This window comes from Streptomyces sp. NBC_00224 (assembly GCF_041435195.1).
Taxonomy (GTDB): Bacteria; Actinomycetota; Actinomycetes; order Streptomycetales; family Streptomycetaceae; genus Streptomyces.
Window position 1 is genome coordinate 68,535 of record NZ_CP108107.1, and the last position, 15,752, is coordinate 84,286.

Genomic DNA, 15,752 nt, shown 5'->3' on the forward strand with positions numbered 1-15,752 from the left:
GCTGTGTGCCCGCTTGGGTCGACTCTCGTAACCCAGTGGATTTTCCGGGCAGTTGGGGAGGACGACATGCGGCTGGTGTTGTGGGATGTCGATCACACGCTGATCGATACGTGCGGGGTGGGGCGGGAGTTGTCGGCGGCGGCGTTCCTCGCGGCTACGGGTGTGCCGATGCGGGAGCAGGCGGCGATCGACGGGATCACCGAACCGGTCATTTTCCGGGAGACCGCGAAGCTGCACGGGCTGGTCACGGATCGGGAAGACTTCGAGCGGTTCGCTCAGGCCCTCGAAGAGCAGCATCTGAAGCGAGCGGCCGAGCTCCGGGAACGAGGGCAGGCACTTCCCGGAGCCGCGGTGGCCCTGGGGGCCTTGGCCGCGGCGGGCGTCCGGCAGACGGTGGTGTCGGGCAACATCCAGGCCGCCGCCAGGATCAAGTTGTCCGTGTTCGGCCTGGATACACACATCGAATGGGAGATCGGGGCTTACGGCGAGGACGCCGACGAGCGTGGCGACCTGGTGCGACTGGCCCTCGACCAGGCGGGCGTCGCTGCGGCTGACGCGATTCTGATCGGCGACACTCCGGCCGACGTCGAGGGCGGCCGGACCCAGGGGGTACGGGTCATCGCCGTCGCCTCCGGCAGGAGCAGCGAGGCCGATCTGAAGGCGGTCGGCGCCGATGTCGCGCTGCCGGATCTGCGGGATGTGGGTCTGCTGGTGCAGTTGGTGCGGGACGGTGTCGGCTGACCGGGGCTCGACCGCAGGCGTCGCCCGAAGCCGTCTGCGCCCGCGAGGCCGACAAGCTGGAGTGCATGCTCCAGGGCATCGAATACGGGCGCAGGCTACGAGCACGCCCAGCGCTGGACTGGCTGCGAATGGCGCTCGGGGAGAAGGACGACTGACTGCGTCCACGCCCTGTACGGCGGCGCCGACGCCGCCGCACCAGGCCGGGCCGCCGTGTGGCGGCGGCTGTCAGAGGCGGTGGAGCACGGGATCACCGAGGGCGACTTTGGGAGTTTTGAAGTCGGCCTGCCCGACCTCGATCGTGAGGATGGCGACGCCCGTGAGCTCCACGGTCACCTTGGCCGGCCGATTGATCTGTGCGGTCACCGTCTTGAGGGTCTTGCCGCTCTCGTCACCGCTCTTGAACGTCACTGTGGCGGGATACGCCAGGCCGTCGTCGTCAAGACCGACGGTGGCGGTGAGGCTCTGGTAGCGCTCGTTGATGCTGTAGCCCACACTTTCGCCGTTGCCCGGCTCGGTGGTGACGGCATTGGAGAAGCGCTTGCCACCCATCACCACAGGCCCGACCGCCCAGTTGACGTATGACCCACCGAGAGGCGCGATGTCGGTCAGCGGTACGTCTTTGGTCCCGTCGGCGCGTGGGCTCGGAGGCGAGCTCGTGGATCCGCTCGGGTCGGGAGCGGGGGAAGCTGTCACTGTCGCCGTTGCCGTGACAGTCGTCGTGGCCGTGACCGTGCGCGCGGTGGGTGGCGTCACGAACGAGGGGACTCCGAAGAATCCGAGCAGGAGCCCGGCGAGGCCGGTGAACGCGGTCACGAGCGCCGCGGTTTCGGCTCTTCGGCCGCTGCGTGGCGGCGTCGGTGGTGGTGACGGTGGGCGAGGGGGTAACCCCGGACCCGGCTGTCCCGTACTCATCTCCGACTCCCCGTCTGTCGTCGTCCGTCGTTACACCTGTGGCCGTCGTTGCCGTATGCAGAACAGACAGATTCTTGCCAGAGAGGCCAACAGGCGGCAAGGGGACCCGGGTTGAGCCCTATCACGCCGTGATAGGCGACCCGGAGAGTGGAGCCGTCATTACCACTTCCGCCACGGCCCAAAAGAATTTCCCGTGGTCGTGTCACGTTCCTCCGCCCCCGCGTTTCACAGAAGCAGAGCCACGGAGAGGAGCGGCTCGCCTCTCCGGAACGGCAGGGGCACGAAAGCGAGTTCTGGAGCGAAGCGTCGTGGCGAAGCCCATCCCGGAAGGTCCGACACGGCGGGCACCACCAGCTCCGTGGCGATGGACGCCCGGTCGGGGCAACCGGATCGATCTTTTCTCGTCCGCGGTCGCTCGCAGGTAGCGTCGTGGCATGAGCGCACACCGACCATCCGCCGAAGAGCCCTGGCAGGGCTGGGGTCCGAGCGGGGCGGCGCGGGCCGCGTACGGCGAGGGTCTGGGGCGCGTGGTCGAACTCGTCCCCGCGCTGGTGTACCGGTACGCGATGGACCGTGCCGCTCTGACGGCCGCCCATGCCAGCGGGCTGCCCGAGGCGGTGCGGAGCGAGGCGTTCGGCGTGGCGCTGGAGTGCCGGGACGACCTGCTGGAGAGCGGGGTCGTCCTGGACGTCCTCGCTCTGTGCCAGGTGCCGGGTGGGTATTTGCCCCGGCCGTACCGGGAAGTGCCCGGTGGGCCGCCCGCCGGGGACGAGCTCCGTACCGACTCCTCCGACCTCGCCGACGAGTTGGTGCGTTACGACCACCGGTACGGCACCAGTGTCACCGGCGCGCTGCCGTCGGCGCTCGGGGACGGGTGCCAGGACGCCGAACGCGACGCCGTACGCGCCTACTTGCGCCGTGAGTGGTTCGCCGCGGAGCACGGCCGGTCGGCCGGCTGAACATACCCCTTAGGGCGGACGTCCGGCCCCGGTCGTCCGGCGTTGACTCAATTCCGCACCTGACGAGCGGTTGCTCCCGCTTGTTCCCCACGTATCCGGGCGGAGTAGGTCGGCGCTATGAGGCATCGAAGGAAGATCAATCGTACGTTCGCGGGAGCCTTCGTGGCGCTGGCCGTCGGCGGCGGTACGGCGGCGGTGCTCGGTGCCGCCTACGCGGATTCGCCGCTGATCATAGGTGGGCAGCCCGCGGCGGAAACGTATGCGTTCATGGGGTCGCTTCAAGTGAACGGGCAACATGACTGCGGTGCCACCCTCATCGGCTCGAAGGTCATGGTGACGGCGAAGCACTGCGTCATGGGGCAGAACGCGGCATCCATGACGGTGCGTATCGGATCGAACGACCGCGCCGCCGGTGGCACCGTGGCCCGAGTCGCCAGGGTGGTGCCCTTCGACACCTCGCAGAACCTGCCGGGCCAGGACATCGCGCTGCTCGTCCTGGCCGACGACGTACCGAACACGCCCGCCGAGATCGCCTCGGCGCCGCCGAAGGCGGACGCGGAGCTGCGATTGATCGGGTGGGGCCAGGACAAGTGCCCCGTCAAGGGCTGCCAGCCCGAACCGCCGCGTCAGCTGAAGATGCTGAACACCGCCGTCAAATCCGGCAGTTCGTGCGGGAGCACCTTCGTGGCGGGCAAGGAACTGTGCGTCGGCGGGACGGCGAGCGACACCGCGTGCTTCGGCGATTCGGGAGGTCCCGCGCTCGTCAAGAATGCCGATAAGTGGCAATTGGTGGGTGCTACGAGCAGGGGTACGGGGAGCGGGCCCCAGGGCGAATCCCGCTGCGACACCGGTAACGCGATCTACACGGACGTCTCGGCCTTCCGGGACTGGGTGAAGCAGAACTCCTCGGGCGGGCCCGCGCGGGGCGCGGAGCCCGGCGGCGCCGGCGGCGGGCCCGGACTTCCCGGCGGGATGCCCGGCGGGATGCCTCGTGGAATGCCTCACGGGATGCCTGGTGGGATGCCCGGAGGCGCGACGGGTGGTGCCGGTATGCCGGGGTTCCCCGGCCGTGGGCCTGGTGGGCCTGGTGGGCCCGGGGGGCCCGGGGGGATGCCGGGCGGTGGCGGTGGTGGTGGCGGTATACCAGGGGGTGGCGGTGGCGGCATGCCGGGCCTGCCTGGTCTGCCCGGCCTGCCGGGCCTGCCTGGCGGTACCGGGGGTATGCCCGAGATGCCTGGCATGCCGGGCCCGGGTGGCCCTGGAGGCTGGCCGGGCATGCCGGGCTTCCCCGGTCTCCCCGGTCTCCCCGGTGGTCCCGGCGGTCCCGACGGCTTCCCCGGCTTCCCCGGCGGTGGCCCCGAGGGGATGCCGGGGATGCCGGGGATGCCGGACATGCCGCCGTTCGTCTGACCACCCCTCATCCTCCCCTGATGAACCGGCCGGCCGCCCCGGAGAGATCTGTCAGTAGCGGACAAATCGCCGCTTTCCGGTTTCGTGGTTGTCTAGGCTCCCCACGTGGCAGATCTCGTGGCGGCCAAGAAACGCGGGTGTATTTCCGAGGCGGCCGCTGCGCGGCCGCACCACCCCCTCGCTCTGCGGGGTGTGTAACGGGTGTCCGGCCTGGAGTCGACGGTATCCACGGTGTCCCGGGGAGAGCGGCAGTCCGAGCCGGTCGAGCCGGTCGAGCCGGAAACGCCCGGCGCCGACACCCGGCGGACCGAGGAACCCGGTCCCCTCACGGGGCTGGCTCCACGGCCGAAGCTACGCAGCTTCATCTATGACCTGATGCTGGCGGCGGTAGCCACCGCCTACGCACTCCTCGCCCCACTCTCCCTCGCCCTGTTTCCCGCCATGCCCGCCGATCCCGGGGTGCCGTTCGCCCAGCCCTCGCCACTGGCCGTATCGGTGTCGGTGTACGCGTCGCTCGCGGCCTCGCTCTCGGTGCTCCTGCGCCGCCGCCTGCCACTCGTTCCCGCCGTGCTGGCCGTCGTGTCCTTGTCGGTGCACGGCGTGAGGGAGCTGTACCCGGTCGCGCTGTACACGCTCGTCGTGCAAGGGCGACACCGCTGGGCCGTGTTCGTCGGCCTCGCCGGTGCCGCGATTCCGATCGCCTTGACGGTGGCCTTCCCTCCGCCCCCACCCCCGCCGGGGCTGCCCGCGCCTCCACCCATCGCACTGTTCAATGAATACGTCCTGGGCCACCTCGCTCCCCTGGTCGCCGCCCCGGTACTGATCGGAGCGTCGGTCCGTACGTACCGCCTGTACATCGAGCTCGCGCGCGACCGCGCCCGCCGCCTCGAACGCGAGCAGGAGTTGACGGCGCTCAACGCCCGGCTGGAGGAGCGCACCCGGATCGCCCGCGACCTGCACGACGTGGTCGCCCACTACGTCGGCCTGTCGGTCATCCAGGCCGGGGCCCTGGAAATCCGCTCCACGGACGGACCCGTGACGGACACCGCCCGCCTCATCGGCGACCTCGGCCGCCGGGCCATGTCCGAACTCAGGGATCTGCTCGACGTGCTGCGCTCCGACGCCGACCCGGCGGCGCAGGGGTCCGTGTCGGACGAGGAGACCACCGGTATCTGGCGGGGCAAAGTGCAGGACCTGGTGGTCCGTACGCAGCAGGCCGGTGCCTCCGTGTCGTGGGAGATGAGCGGCGAAGTCACGCAGAGCGGCGCGGACACGAACGACATCGCCTACCGGGTCGTCCAGGAGGGACTGTCGAACGCCCTGCGGCACGCACCCGGTGCCCCGATCCATTTCACTGTCGCCGCGAGCCCGCGCGAACTGCACGTCCGCGTACGCAACGGGGCGCCCACGGCCGCGAGTCCACCGGGAGGACGCCCGCCCAGCGGCGGTTACGGCCTGGTCGGCATGCGCGAGCGCATCGCGGGGATGGGCGGCTCGCTGGTGACCCTCCCGACCTCCGACGCGGGCTTCCTCCTGGAGGCGACCATCCCCACGGCAGGCACCACGGCAGGCACCAAGACAGGCTCGACGACAGGGAACACCCCATGATCCGCGTCCTGCTCGTCGACGACGAGACCCTTGTGCGGCAGGGCATCCGGCTGATCCTGGAGGCCGCCGGCGACATCGTCGTCGTCGGCGAGGCGAGCGACGGCTCGCAGGTCGTGGACGCCGTCCGCACGCACCGGCCCGACATCGTCCTCGTCGACATCAACATGCCCCGCGTCGACGGCCTCGCCGCCACGCGTGAGCTGCTCAGCGGCTCGTTCCGCCCGCGCGTGGTCGTCCTCACCGCGCACGCGCTCGACGAGCACCTCTACGCGGCGCTCGACGCCGGGGCGGACGGGTTCATCGTCAAGGACGTCTCGCCCCACGACCTGATCGCCGCCGTCCGGACCGTGCAGACGGGAGACGCGCTCATCTCGCCGTCGATGACCCGCCGCCTCATCGACCGGTACGCCTGCTCCACCGCGGTACGTGCCAACCGCGCCCAGGAACAGCTGGACCGGCTCTCCGCCCGGCAGCGCGGCACGCTGGCCCTGCTCGCCCGCGGTCTGTCGAACGCGCAGATCGGCGTCGAGCTCGGTATCACCGAGTCCCGCGTCAAGGCCCAGGTCAGCGAGCTCCTGGGCGCGCTCGGTGTGGCGAACAGAGTGCAGGCGGCCACGCTCGCCTGTACCGCCGGGCTGCTCGACTCATGAGTCCGGCACGTGAACTCGGCCGGTGGGTGCGGCTCGTGAGCCTACATACCCCTTGGCAATCCGAAACAACCGGACGAGTTCTTTATCCAATCCGAACGGACCGCTGGTCCCTGCATGTCCATGCTTTATTGTCGTCCTTGTCCTGAGCGTGTCGCTGATTTTCGGGAACGTGCTACGGGTAGGTGCGTCGAGTGCGAATCGCCACAGATTTAGGAGAGCGACATGCGGCGTGGTCGTCGATATCGAAATCGAAATCGGTCTCAGCGTGGGAAGTTGATTCCCTTCCTCGCCGTGGTGGCGCTCGCGGGTACGGCGGCCGTCGCCGCCGTATCGAACTACACAGGCGGTTCGCCCGGCCTCGTTGCGAGCGCCAGCACTGTTCAGTGCCCGGACCTCACCGACAGTCTCAGCCAGGTGTCCGATGCGGACAAGCAGATGGTCGACGAGAGTGTCGCCCTCCTCGATGTGCAGGTCAGCGGCGCCTACGACCGTCTCCAGCAGACTCCGGTCGCCAAGCGGGACGCTCTGGTGAACGACCTATGGGTACAGCGCATGCCGATCCTCACGCGGATCTCCGGCGCCCTGGCGCGGTCGTCCTCGGCCCCCATGGACCCGAGGCAGATGGCTTCCTGCAAGGTCGTCACGGCATCGAGCGAGGCCGACAGCATCGTTTCTCTGCGGGGGCGCGGAAAGGGTAAGGGCAAGGGGAAGGCCAAGGACAACGGCAACGGCAACGGGAATGAGAATGGGGGCGGGGACGGGGGTGCGGACGAGGACAACGTCGGACAGGGGCAGGGTCTCTCCCGCAAGGATTTCGCGGACATCACCCAGGTCCGCCCCAATGCCGGGGGCAAAGGGAATGGGAAAAACGCATCCGGGGGCGGCCAGTTCACCTCCAAGTGCGGCCGCAACGAAAACGGTCACTCGAACCCCGACAACGTCATCGTGGCGCCTGGTGTGAGCAACGGTGCGCACCATATGCACGACTATGTGGGCAACCTCGACACCAGCGCGTTCTCCACGAACGACAGCCTCTCCGGCGCGGGCACGACCTGCAGCAACGGGGATAAATCGGCGTACTACTGGCCGGTCCTGCGCCTGCTGGACGGCTCGCGCGAGCGCGACGCGAAGGCACCGGGCGGTGGTCAGGACAAGAACGTCGGAAAGATCCTGCAGCCCGCCGACGTGAAGCTCACCATGGACGGGAACGCCGTCGACAACGTGACGGAGATGCCGCCCTTCATGCGCGTCATCACGGGGGACGCCAAGGCGTTCACGGACGGCGTCAAGAACGCCAACGCCTCGTGGAGTTGCACCGGGTTCGAGGACCGCCAGCTCAAGGACAAGTACCCGATCTGCCCGCAGGGCAGCCGTGTCGTGCGGAACCTTGAATTTCCGAGCTGCTGGGACGGCAAGAACGCCGACAGTGCCAACCACCGTACGCACGTCGTGTTCCCGAAGGGCGACGGGTCGTGCCCGAAGCAGTTCGTGGCCGTCCCCAAGCTCACCATGGTGCTCGCCTACGACGTTCCCAAGAACGCGTTCTTCGCGATCGACAGCTTCCCGGAGCAGGTGCACAAGCCGGTCACCGATCACGGGGACTTCATCAATGTGATGCCTCAGAAGTTGATGCGCCGGGCCGTGAACTGCATCAACAGCGGCCGCCAGTGCGAGAACTGAGGCGGCGGCAGCCGTGCCGCCGAAACGAAAGGGCAGTGATGTTGAGGAAACGCCATCTCCGCGCGGTCGTCACCGGGGCGGTCTCAGCCGTCCTCCTCTTCACGGCGGGCTGTGGCACCAAGGACCCCGACCCGCCGCCGCCCTCGACCGTTCCCAACGCCGGGTCCGGGGGAGCCCTGCCCCCCCTGCCGCCGCCCCCCGGAGGCGGCGGGCCCTCCACCTCTCCCGGCGGCGCGCCGCTCGGTGGCGGCCCGGGCTCGGGAGCCGGGCAACTGGGCGTACGCCAGGACGCGGCCCTGGGACCGATAGTGATGGACAGCCAGGGCAACACTCTCTACCGGTTCGACAACGACACGCCCCAGCCCCCCAAGTCGAGCTGCGACGGCGCCTGCGCACAGACGTGGCCCCCGGTGCCCGCCGACGGTGTGTCCGGCGGGGCCGGCATCAAGGCCGCCGACCTCGGTTCGGTCCAGCGCGCCGACGGGACCCGCCAGGCGACTCTGGCGGGCTGGCCGCTGTACCGCTACTCACAGGACGCGCGCCCCGGTGACACCAAGGGCCAGGGGGTCAAGAACACCTGGTTCGCGTCCACGCCCGAGGGGAAGCGCGCTCCCGGCGGAGGGGCCGGCGGAGGGGCCGGCGGCCAGGGGAAGGGCAAGCAGCCGCAGGGCTCCGGCGGCATGGGGGACATGGGGGGAATGGGAGGCTCGGGAGGAATGGGAGGCTCGGGAGGCGGACGGGGCGGCGGAGGAGGTACGGGTTCCGCCGATCAGAACCGCCAGGGCGGCGGTTCGTCCCGGGACGGGCGCGGACGCGGCGACAACGGACTGACCGTCATCGTCCAGCCGGTCCTCGGGGAGATCATCGTGGACTCGTCCGGGCGGACGCTGTACCGCAACGGCGGCGGCAGGCGGCAGACGACCTGCCGGGGCGGCTGTCTCGGGAACTGGACGCCGGCCCGCGCCGTGGACATTTCGCTCGTCAGCGGCATCGACGTCAAGCTGATCAGCAGCGTGCAGCGCTCCGACGGGATCGCCCAACTCGTGATCAACGGAGAGCCCATGTTCACCTTCAACGGGGACAGGCGGATCAGGGACGTCAACGGACAGGGCCTCCACAACTGTTGGTCAGCGGTCGGGCGGGGTGGCGGCAGCGTGGGCAAATAGGGCGCACGGCGACGGAGGCGGCACACGGTGAAACGTCTGGTTGTCCTGGTCGCCTGTCTGGCGGCGGCACTCGGTTCGGTCGGCCTCGCGGTCCGTGAGGGTCTCGTGGGCGAAGAGCAGGAACATCCCCTGGGAAGCGCGGAGATCGCCGCTGCCATCGGCTGCACGCTGGATACGGCGGTGGATGCCCAGGAGCTGCGCGAAGCGGCCTGCGAGGCCAAGGGGAACCATTACTGGGTGATGAGCTTTTCCTCCGCTGGAGGGGAAAAGGTCTGGCTCGACGAAGCGAAGGCGTACGGCGGTACCTACCTGGTGGGGCCGCGGTGGGTCGTCGTCTCCCAGCCCGAGGGCGCGGCGGAGGCTCTGAAGGCAGAGCTCGGCGGTGAGTTGCAGAAGGGGAGCACCCACCACGGCTCGGGCGACTCGGACCCGCACGGCACCGCCACCCCCGCCAGCCCGCACGGCACCGCCACCCCGGCCAGCCCGCACGGCACCGCCACCCCGGCCAGCCCGCACGGCACCGCCACCCATGCCAGCCCGCACGGCACCGCCACCCCCGCCAGCCCGCACGGCACCGCCACCCCGGCCAACCCGCACGGCACCGCCACCCCCGCCAACCCGCACGGGACCGCCACCCCGGCCAACCCCCACGCCACCACCACCCATGCCAGCCCGCACGGGACCGCGACCCCCGCCAACCCGCACGGCACCGCATCCCACCCGGACCCCCACGGCACCGCACCCCACCCGGACCCGCACGGGACCGCATCCCATGCCGCCCCCGACGGGACCGCACACGAGGGAGCGTCGGCCGGCTGACGAGCCGCCCGCCTCGATCCCCTCGCCTCCCCCCGACACACGACCGTCCTGTGCGGGCAGCCCCCTGCCGGGCACCGCACCCGCATGATCCGAAGGACCAAGCCCTATGCCACCCAGTCAGCGTTCCCGATCCCGTGGCGGGTCGGCCGGGCCTCCCGAGACGGAGGCGATCAGAGACGCCGTGGCGCGGCGCATGAGCTTGCTGCCCGGCGCCGGGCTCCTGGTCGTCGCGGCGCTCGCCACCCTGTTCGTCACGGCCGTGCAGTTCTCGCCCCTCATCCAGGACTTCCTCGACTTCGGTGCCGGGGTGCTGGCCCTCGTGTCGCTCACCTCGGCGGTCATGTGGGGCCTGGTGGCTCCCGACCGCAAACTCCTCTACTCCGAGCACCGGTTGTTCACCCAGCGCGTCCACCGCGTGCTCGCGGTCGCCGGTCTCGCCTTCCTCGCCCTGCACATCTGGATCAAGGTCGCCCGCGACCGGGTGTCCGCGTCCGCCGCGGCCCTGCCGTTCACCGACTCCTCGCAGCCCGTCCTCGTCGGCCTTGGCACGCTGGCCGGCTACACGTTCGTGGGGGTGGCCCTCACCGGGGCGGCGCGCAGCTCGTTCACGTCTCCGCAGCGGTCCCGGATGTGGCGGGTGCTGCACATGTCGGCGTACCTCGGCTGGGGCGCCGCCCTGCTCCACGGGCTCAGGGCGGGGCGCGAGGCGGCGGACTGGGTGACGTTCTCGTACACCGCCTGCGTCGCACTCGTCGCCGTCGTGCTGCTGCTGCGGTCACGAGCCGGCACCGGTCTCGACGGTCAGAAGCAGCCGCGGCGCGAGGCCCGGGCAGCGGCGGCACCGCCGTCGTCGCCGTCACCGTCGCCACAGCAGCCGACGCCCGCCTACGCACCGCCGACAGCCCGGGGCCCGGCTCCCGGCGGCGCCCCCACGCAGCCGATCCCCTCGCGTCTGGTCTATGAGAGGCGGTCGGAATGAGCCTGGTCCAGCCCGACATCATGTCCTTCGGGCCGCCCACCCTCCTCGCGGGGCTGGAGAAAGCGGAGCGGATGGACCGCGACCAGCATCTCGACGTCCACGGTCCGCTGAGACTGCTGCGCACCGACGACCTCGTGGAGCTCGCGACCTCCATCGACCTGCGTGGGCGCGGCGGCGCGGGATTCCCCTTCGCGCGCAAACTCCAGGCCGTGATGAAGTCCGCGGCGGCCGGCACCGACAAGCCCGCCGTGATCGTCAACGGCAGTGAGGGGGAGCCGAGTTGCCTCAAGGACACCGCCCTGCTGCTGCGCGCCCCGCACCTGGTGATCGACGGGGCGGAGCTGGCGGCGGCGGCCATCGGCGCGGACCAGGTCGTCCTCGGCGTGACCCGCCCCGACGTCGAGAAGGCGCTGGTCGACGCGCTGGCCGAGCGGGGTCCTTCCACCATCGACATCGCGGCCCAACGGCTGCCGGAACGCTTCGTCACCGGCGAGAGCACCGCCATGACCAACGGGCTGAACAACGGCCAGGCGCTTCCCACCGGGCGCAAGGTCCGCACCAGTGAGCGCGGGCTCGACGGTGTGCCGACCCTGTTCTCCAACACGGAGACCTTCGCCCAGCTGGCCGTCGCCTCCAGGCTCGGTGCGGCGGGCTACCGCAGGACCGGTCTGGCCGAGGAGCCCGGAACCGTCCTGCTGACCATGTCCGGCTCACTCGTCGTGGAGTGCCCCACCGGGGTTCCGCTGAACTACGTGCTGGAGATGTGCGGCATGGCGGCCGGGCAGGGCGTCCTGGTCGGGGGCTACCACGGCCTGTGGCTCGACCCGATGGCCGCACAGCAGGCGCTGGTCTCCCGGGAGTCCATGAAGTCCCTGGGGGCGACGCTCGGAGCCGGGGCCGTGCTGCCGCTGCCCGAGGACACCTGCCCGGTGGGCGAGGTCGCGCGGGTGGCCCGGTGGATGGCCGGCGAGTCGGCGCAGCAGTGCGGCCCGTGCGTGTGGGGGCTCGCCCGCCTGGCCGACGAGCTGGCCGCGCTGGCGGGCGGCGGCGGACTGGCTGCGTACGACGCGGTGTTCACCCATATCAAGGGGGTCGTGGGCCGGGGCGCCTGCAGCCATCCGGACGGCACGTCCAAATTCGTCGCCTCCGCGCTCTCGATCTTCGGGGACGATGTGGCCCGGCACGTCCAGTCGGACGGATGCGGGCGGCCAGTCCTGGGCGTGCTCCCGCTGACGAACGAGGAGGCGGCGAAGAACCAGAGCCTGGTGGTGGACTGGACGCTGTGCCGGGGCCACGGCCTGTGCGCCGACGTCCTGCCCGAGGTCGTCCAGCTCGGCCCCGACTCCTATCCGGTGTCGCCCAGGATGTCGCTGGGTGCGGAGTACCGCGAGGACGCCCTCAAGGCTGTACGCCGCTGCCCTGCGCTCGCCCTGCGCATCGAGGCCTGAGCGCGGGACGCCGGCCGGGGCCGGGGCCGGGAGCGGCCTTCGGCCTCATCCCACGGCGCGGTAGATGTCGATCAGCGTCCGGTAGCGCGCGCTCTCCACGAACGGGGTGGGGGTGTAGACCCACCCGCCCATCGCCGCGGCCGGACTCCGCGCCAGATAGGTGTGGACGTCCGCGACCCACCGGTGGACGTCGGACTGTACGCGCACGTTCCTGCCGAGCTGGACGTCGGCCTCCGTGCGGTCCTTGCGCCACTCGCGCCGCGCAAGGCTGTTCGGCCCGATCATGTACCGGAAGTCGTGCTGGGCGAACGCCTTCCAGGTGTCGTCCGTGGTGACGACACCCGGCATGTCCGTACGGGCGGGGGAGTAGAAACTCGTCTGCAGCGCGCAGATCTCGGGGATGTCCGAATGGCGTACGAGTACGCGCGCGCGGAGTTTCATGAAATCCTCGTTGCGCATTCCGGCTATGAGTCGGTAGAGGTGGGGCTCGAAGACTGCTACACCAAAAGATTCCGATGGCGGTGCGGGAATGACGGACACGCTGCTCGCCTCTCCTGAGATCCCGGGGGAAACAATTCCGTACCGAAAATCTTGCCCCTCCGTTGTATCGGACCGGGTGTGGTACCGGAAGCAATTGCCTGAAACTGTATGCTCCGTTGACAAGGCGTTCAGTTGTGCTGTCGCTGTCGGTCAATCAGGTCGCTCGTGGTCGCCGTGCCGGACTCCCGGTGACCGTCCGCCCATACAGAGGTCACGAGGGCGCCGAGAATGACGCCAACGGCGAAACCGGCGATGACGAGTCCCAGGCGTTTCCGCAGGGCGACGAGTGGTCCGGCGGCCTTCGGTCCTTGGTCATGAGCGGTTCTCGCCTGCTGGATCGCGCGTTCCAGGAAAGGCGGGTCGGAGGAGGGCGACATGACGGACGCTTTGAGGGTGGGGTATTCAAGGGTCGGCCACCAGCCGAGGAGGCGCCCGGGCAGATGCGAGGTGAGGCGGGCGTCGAGATGCGCGACGTCCTGGTACACCTCGTAGCAGCTCTCGCACGCATAGGCATGATGAAGAGGGGTCGGGCTGTTGGGCTGGACCGCCAGCGCCTGGATGGCGTCCCGGCATTCCGGAAGGACGTCCAGCCGCCCCAGATAGAGCGCCATGCGGCCGTAACGCAGCGAGCTCAGCGTGCCGGCGCGGGTGTCCTCGATCGCGCGCTGGTCGATGCCGGTGATCCGCGAGGCGAGCAGCGGCTCGTCCCGGTCGAGGACGGTGTGCCACAGCAGGCAGCGGGCGTCCCGGGAGGACTTCTCCCAGGCCAGCGTGAACTGTTCTCTCTCCTGCAGGGGCCACGGTGCGCCGGCGGCCACCCACTCGCGAAAACGCGGCGAGAACCCTTCGCCGTCCTGTGCGCACCTGCGTACGGCGAGGGTACGGACGCTGTCCATGAGCTGGAGGCGCAGGGATCCCGCCAGATGGTCCTTCGGGCGTTCCTTGCCGATGAGCCGCTGGAGCGTTTCGGTGAATGCCTGGAGCGTGAGTTCGTACGCGTCCAGTGAGGTCCGGGCGCAGGTGAGGGCATAGGCGAATACGGCCGGATAGTGCCGGTGGTAGAGAGGCCTGAATTCGGCGGGGTGGCCCGCACGCACACGCGACATGAGGATGTCGTCCGGTGCCCGTGCGGAGGCAGCGGTGGATTTCTCGTTCAGGGTGGAAACCATCGGATTCTCCTCTCGCGCCCGGGAACTGCGGTGCGGGCTGAGGCATGGGGATCGCTCACAAATTACAAGGACGCGGGCCCGCCCACGGCGAAGGGGGAGTGCCTTCGAGGTGCCTCGGTGCGGCCCGCCCCCCGGGATCGACTCGCGCGGGAGGCCGGGCGGCGCCGCGTCGGCCGCGCACAGCACGAGGCTGCGGACGTTTGGCAATCCGCGAGCAAGGGAGTACGAGAACTTTTCCGGTTTCCCAAAAGGCCTTTACGGGGTGCGTATCGAAGCCGGAGAGTCTGAGAGCCGGCTCTTCCGAACGAAAGGCCTGTGCGATGGGGTTACTGGAGGATATGAGCAGCCCCTACACGTTCCGTGTGCCGGAGGGCCGGGAGACAGTGCGCCGCGCACGCCGTCGAGTTGTCGGGGTCGCGCGCGCCAGAAGGTATCCGCTCGACGAGGAGTTGATGTGTTGTCTGGAACTTCTGGCAAGCGAACTGATAATGAATGCCGTTCAGCACGGCGGAGGGCCGAACGAGGTGTCCGTCTCCTGGACCGGAGCCCGGGTGCGGGTCGAGGTCAGTGACATCGACCCCACCGACACGAGGCCGGAGCCGGCGGGCCCGGAGGACGAACACGGCCGGGGGCTCGTGATCGTCGACGCGCTGGCCGACGCCTGGGGGAGGCGGCGCCACCGCCTGGGCAAGATCACGTGGTTCGAACTGGGACCCGCGGCTCCTCGCGCCACGGGCGCGCGGGCCTGCTGAGGCCACCCGGTGACCGGGCCCGTGAGCCCGTACGGGCCTTGTTCCCGCCCCTTTCAGACTCCCTCGCCTCCCCACGGGCGAGGGGCCCGGTGCGGCTGTTGAAAGGGTCGGCCGCACCGGATGCCCGAGGGCAGGCCCCCGCCTATCCCGCCCTGCTCTCGGGCTCCACTGCGCGTCCCGCCGCTTCCCCCGCCGCACCCCACCACCGAGGAGGATCCTGTCGTGATGTTCCGCCGCACCACCACGGCCCCCAGGGGGCCGTCCGCTCCCGGCCGTGAACTCCAGATACCCAGGCCCCTGGTGACCGGGGTGATAGTCCTGGGACTGGCCACGACCGTTTCCGCACTGCTCTTCCCGGTGAAACCGTTCGCCGAGGCCCGCCAGGGGATCGGGGTCGCCCCCGCGTCCGCGCTGGCGGACGACGGCCGAGGTGTCGTCAACACGGCCCAGGGGCCGCTCACTCCGGCCGACCGGGAGTTCATGCGGAAGATCGCTCTCGCGGGTCTGTGGGAGCTGCCGTCGGGCCAGCTGGCGCAGAGCCGCAGCAGCAGCCCCTCGGTGAAGGAGGCGGGCATGCATCTGCTCATGGGGCACCAGGACCTGAACAACACCGTGGCCCAGGACGCCCAGCTCCTCAACGTTCCACTCCCCGTTGAGCCCAATACCCAGCAGAAGGGATGGCTGGCCCAGATGAACGCCGATCAGGGGCAGGCCTTCGACCGGGACTTCGCCAACCTGCTGCGCAGTGCGCACGGGAAGGTGTTCCCCCTCGTCGCGGAGACGCGCGCCAAAACACAGAACAGCCTGGTCCGCGCGCTGGCCGATCAGGCGAACACCACCGTCCTCGACCACATCGGCATGCTGGAGAAGACCGGCCTTGTCGACTTCCCGTCCATGGCCAAATGAGCGGGCCCGAGGC

At 70.0% G+C, this 15,752-nt stretch carries 15 protein-coding genes; 12 read left to right on the forward strand and 3 right to left on the reverse strand.

Going from position 1 to position 15,752, the window contains the following annotated elements; all coding sequences use genetic code 11:
• Positions 1 to 66: 66 nt before the first annotated feature.
• Complete coding sequence (locus tag OG965_RS40325) at positions 67 to 741, forward strand: haloacid dehalogenase-like hydrolase (protein WP_331723620.1); 675 nt, start codon at positions 67 to 69, stop codon at positions 739 to 741.
• A 225-nt stretch (positions 742 to 966) separates the two neighbouring features.
• On the opposite strand, the gene OG965_RS40330 is transcribed toward OG965_RS40325, so the two are convergent.
• Positions 967 to 1,554, reverse strand: coding sequence for an NPCBM/NEW2 domain-containing protein (locus OG965_RS40330; RefSeq protein ID WP_371657209.1), 588 nt, complete (start codon positions 1,552 to 1,554; stop codon positions 967 to 969).
• Positions 1,555 to 2,087: 533 nt separating this feature from the next.
• On the opposite strand from OG965_RS40330, the gene OG965_RS40335 reads away from it, so the two are divergent.
• The 9 genes from OG965_RS40335 to OG965_RS40375 all read left to right on the forward strand — a co-directional run bounded on the left by OG965_RS40335 (position 2,088) and on the right by OG965_RS40375 (position 12,372).
• Positions 2,088 to 2,612: a hypothetical protein gene (locus OG965_RS40335; protein ID WP_331723622.1), complete on the forward strand. Its 525-nt coding sequence runs from the start codon at positions 2,088 to 2,090 to the stop codon at positions 2,610 to 2,612.
• Between the two features lie 117 nt (positions 2,613 to 2,729).
• Positions 2,730 to 4,022 (forward strand): serine protease, encoded by a 1,293-nt coding sequence (locus OG965_RS40340; protein ID WP_331723623.1) that lies wholly within the window; start codon positions 2,730 to 2,732, stop codon positions 4,020 to 4,022.
• A gap of 231 nt (positions 4,023 to 4,253) precedes the next feature.
• Complete coding sequence (locus tag OG965_RS40345; RefSeq protein WP_331723624.1) at positions 4,254 to 5,630, forward strand: histidine kinase; 1,377 nt, start codon at positions 4,254 to 4,256, stop codon at positions 5,628 to 5,630.
• Complete coding sequence (locus OG965_RS40350) at positions 5,627 to 6,280, forward strand: response regulator transcription factor (RefSeq protein ID WP_331723625.1); 654 nt, start codon at positions 5,627 to 5,629, stop codon at positions 6,278 to 6,280. The genes OG965_RS40345 and OG965_RS40350 overlap by 4 nt, the downstream gene beginning before the upstream one ends.
• 222 nt (positions 6,281 to 6,502) lie before the next feature.
• Positions 6,503 to 7,960 carry a DUF1996 domain-containing protein gene (locus tag OG965_RS40355; RefSeq protein ID WP_371657210.1) on the forward strand — a complete coding sequence of 486 codons (1,458 nt, stop codon included), beginning with the start codon at positions 6,503 to 6,505 and terminating at the stop codon, positions 7,958 to 7,960.
• A gap of 38 nt (positions 7,961 to 7,998) precedes the next feature.
• The gene (locus OG965_RS40360) at positions 7,999 to 9,126 is read left to right on the forward strand and encodes a hypothetical protein (RefSeq protein WP_371657211.1); all 1,128 of its coding nucleotides are present in this window, start codon (positions 7,999 to 8,001) and stop codon (positions 9,124 to 9,126) included.
• Between the two features lie 27 nt (positions 9,127 to 9,153).
• On the forward strand, positions 9,154 to 9,945 hold the full coding sequence (locus OG965_RS40365; protein ID WP_331723628.1) for a hypothetical protein: 792 nt from the start codon (positions 9,154 to 9,156) through the stop codon (positions 9,943 to 9,945).
• 193 nt (positions 9,946 to 10,138) lie between these two features.
• Entirely contained in the window at positions 10,139 to 10,924 is a 786-nt protein-coding gene (locus OG965_RS40370; protein ID WP_331723629.1) for a hypothetical protein, read from the forward strand.
• Complete coding sequence (locus OG965_RS40375; RefSeq protein ID WP_331723630.1) at positions 10,921 to 12,372, forward strand: NADH-ubiquinone oxidoreductase-F iron-sulfur binding region domain-containing protein; 1,452 nt, start codon at positions 10,921 to 10,923, stop codon at positions 12,370 to 12,372. Before OG965_RS40370 ends, OG965_RS40375 begins: the two co-directional genes overlap by 4 nt.
• 45 nt (positions 12,373 to 12,417) lie before the next feature.
• Here the strand turns inward: OG965_RS40375 and OG965_RS40380 are convergent, their stop codons facing one another.
• Positions 12,418 to 12,813, reverse strand: a complete 396-nt coding sequence (locus OG965_RS40380; protein ID WP_331723631.1) for a hypothetical protein — start codon at positions 12,811 to 12,813, stop codon at positions 12,418 to 12,420.
• Positions 12,814 to 13,040: 227 nt separating this feature from the next.
• Positions 13,041 to 14,081 carry a hypothetical protein gene (locus tag OG965_RS40385; RefSeq protein ID WP_331723632.1) on the reverse strand — a complete coding sequence of 347 codons (1,041 nt, stop codon included), beginning with the start codon at positions 14,079 to 14,081 and terminating at the stop codon, positions 13,041 to 13,043.
• A 338-nt stretch (positions 14,082 to 14,419) separates the two neighbouring features.
• On the opposite strand from OG965_RS40385, the gene OG965_RS40390 reads away from it, so the two are divergent.
• The gene (locus OG965_RS40390) at positions 14,420 to 14,833 is read left to right on the forward strand and encodes an ATP-binding protein (RefSeq protein ID WP_371657212.1); all 414 of its coding nucleotides are present in this window, start codon (positions 14,420 to 14,422) and stop codon (positions 14,831 to 14,833) included.
• 225 nt (positions 14,834 to 15,058) lie between these two features.
• On the forward strand, positions 15,059 to 15,739 hold the full coding sequence (locus OG965_RS40395) for a DUF4142 domain-containing protein (RefSeq protein ID WP_371657213.1): 681 nt from the start codon (positions 15,059 to 15,061) through the stop codon (positions 15,737 to 15,739).
• The last annotated feature ends 13 nt before the right edge of the window (positions 15,740 to 15,752 follow it).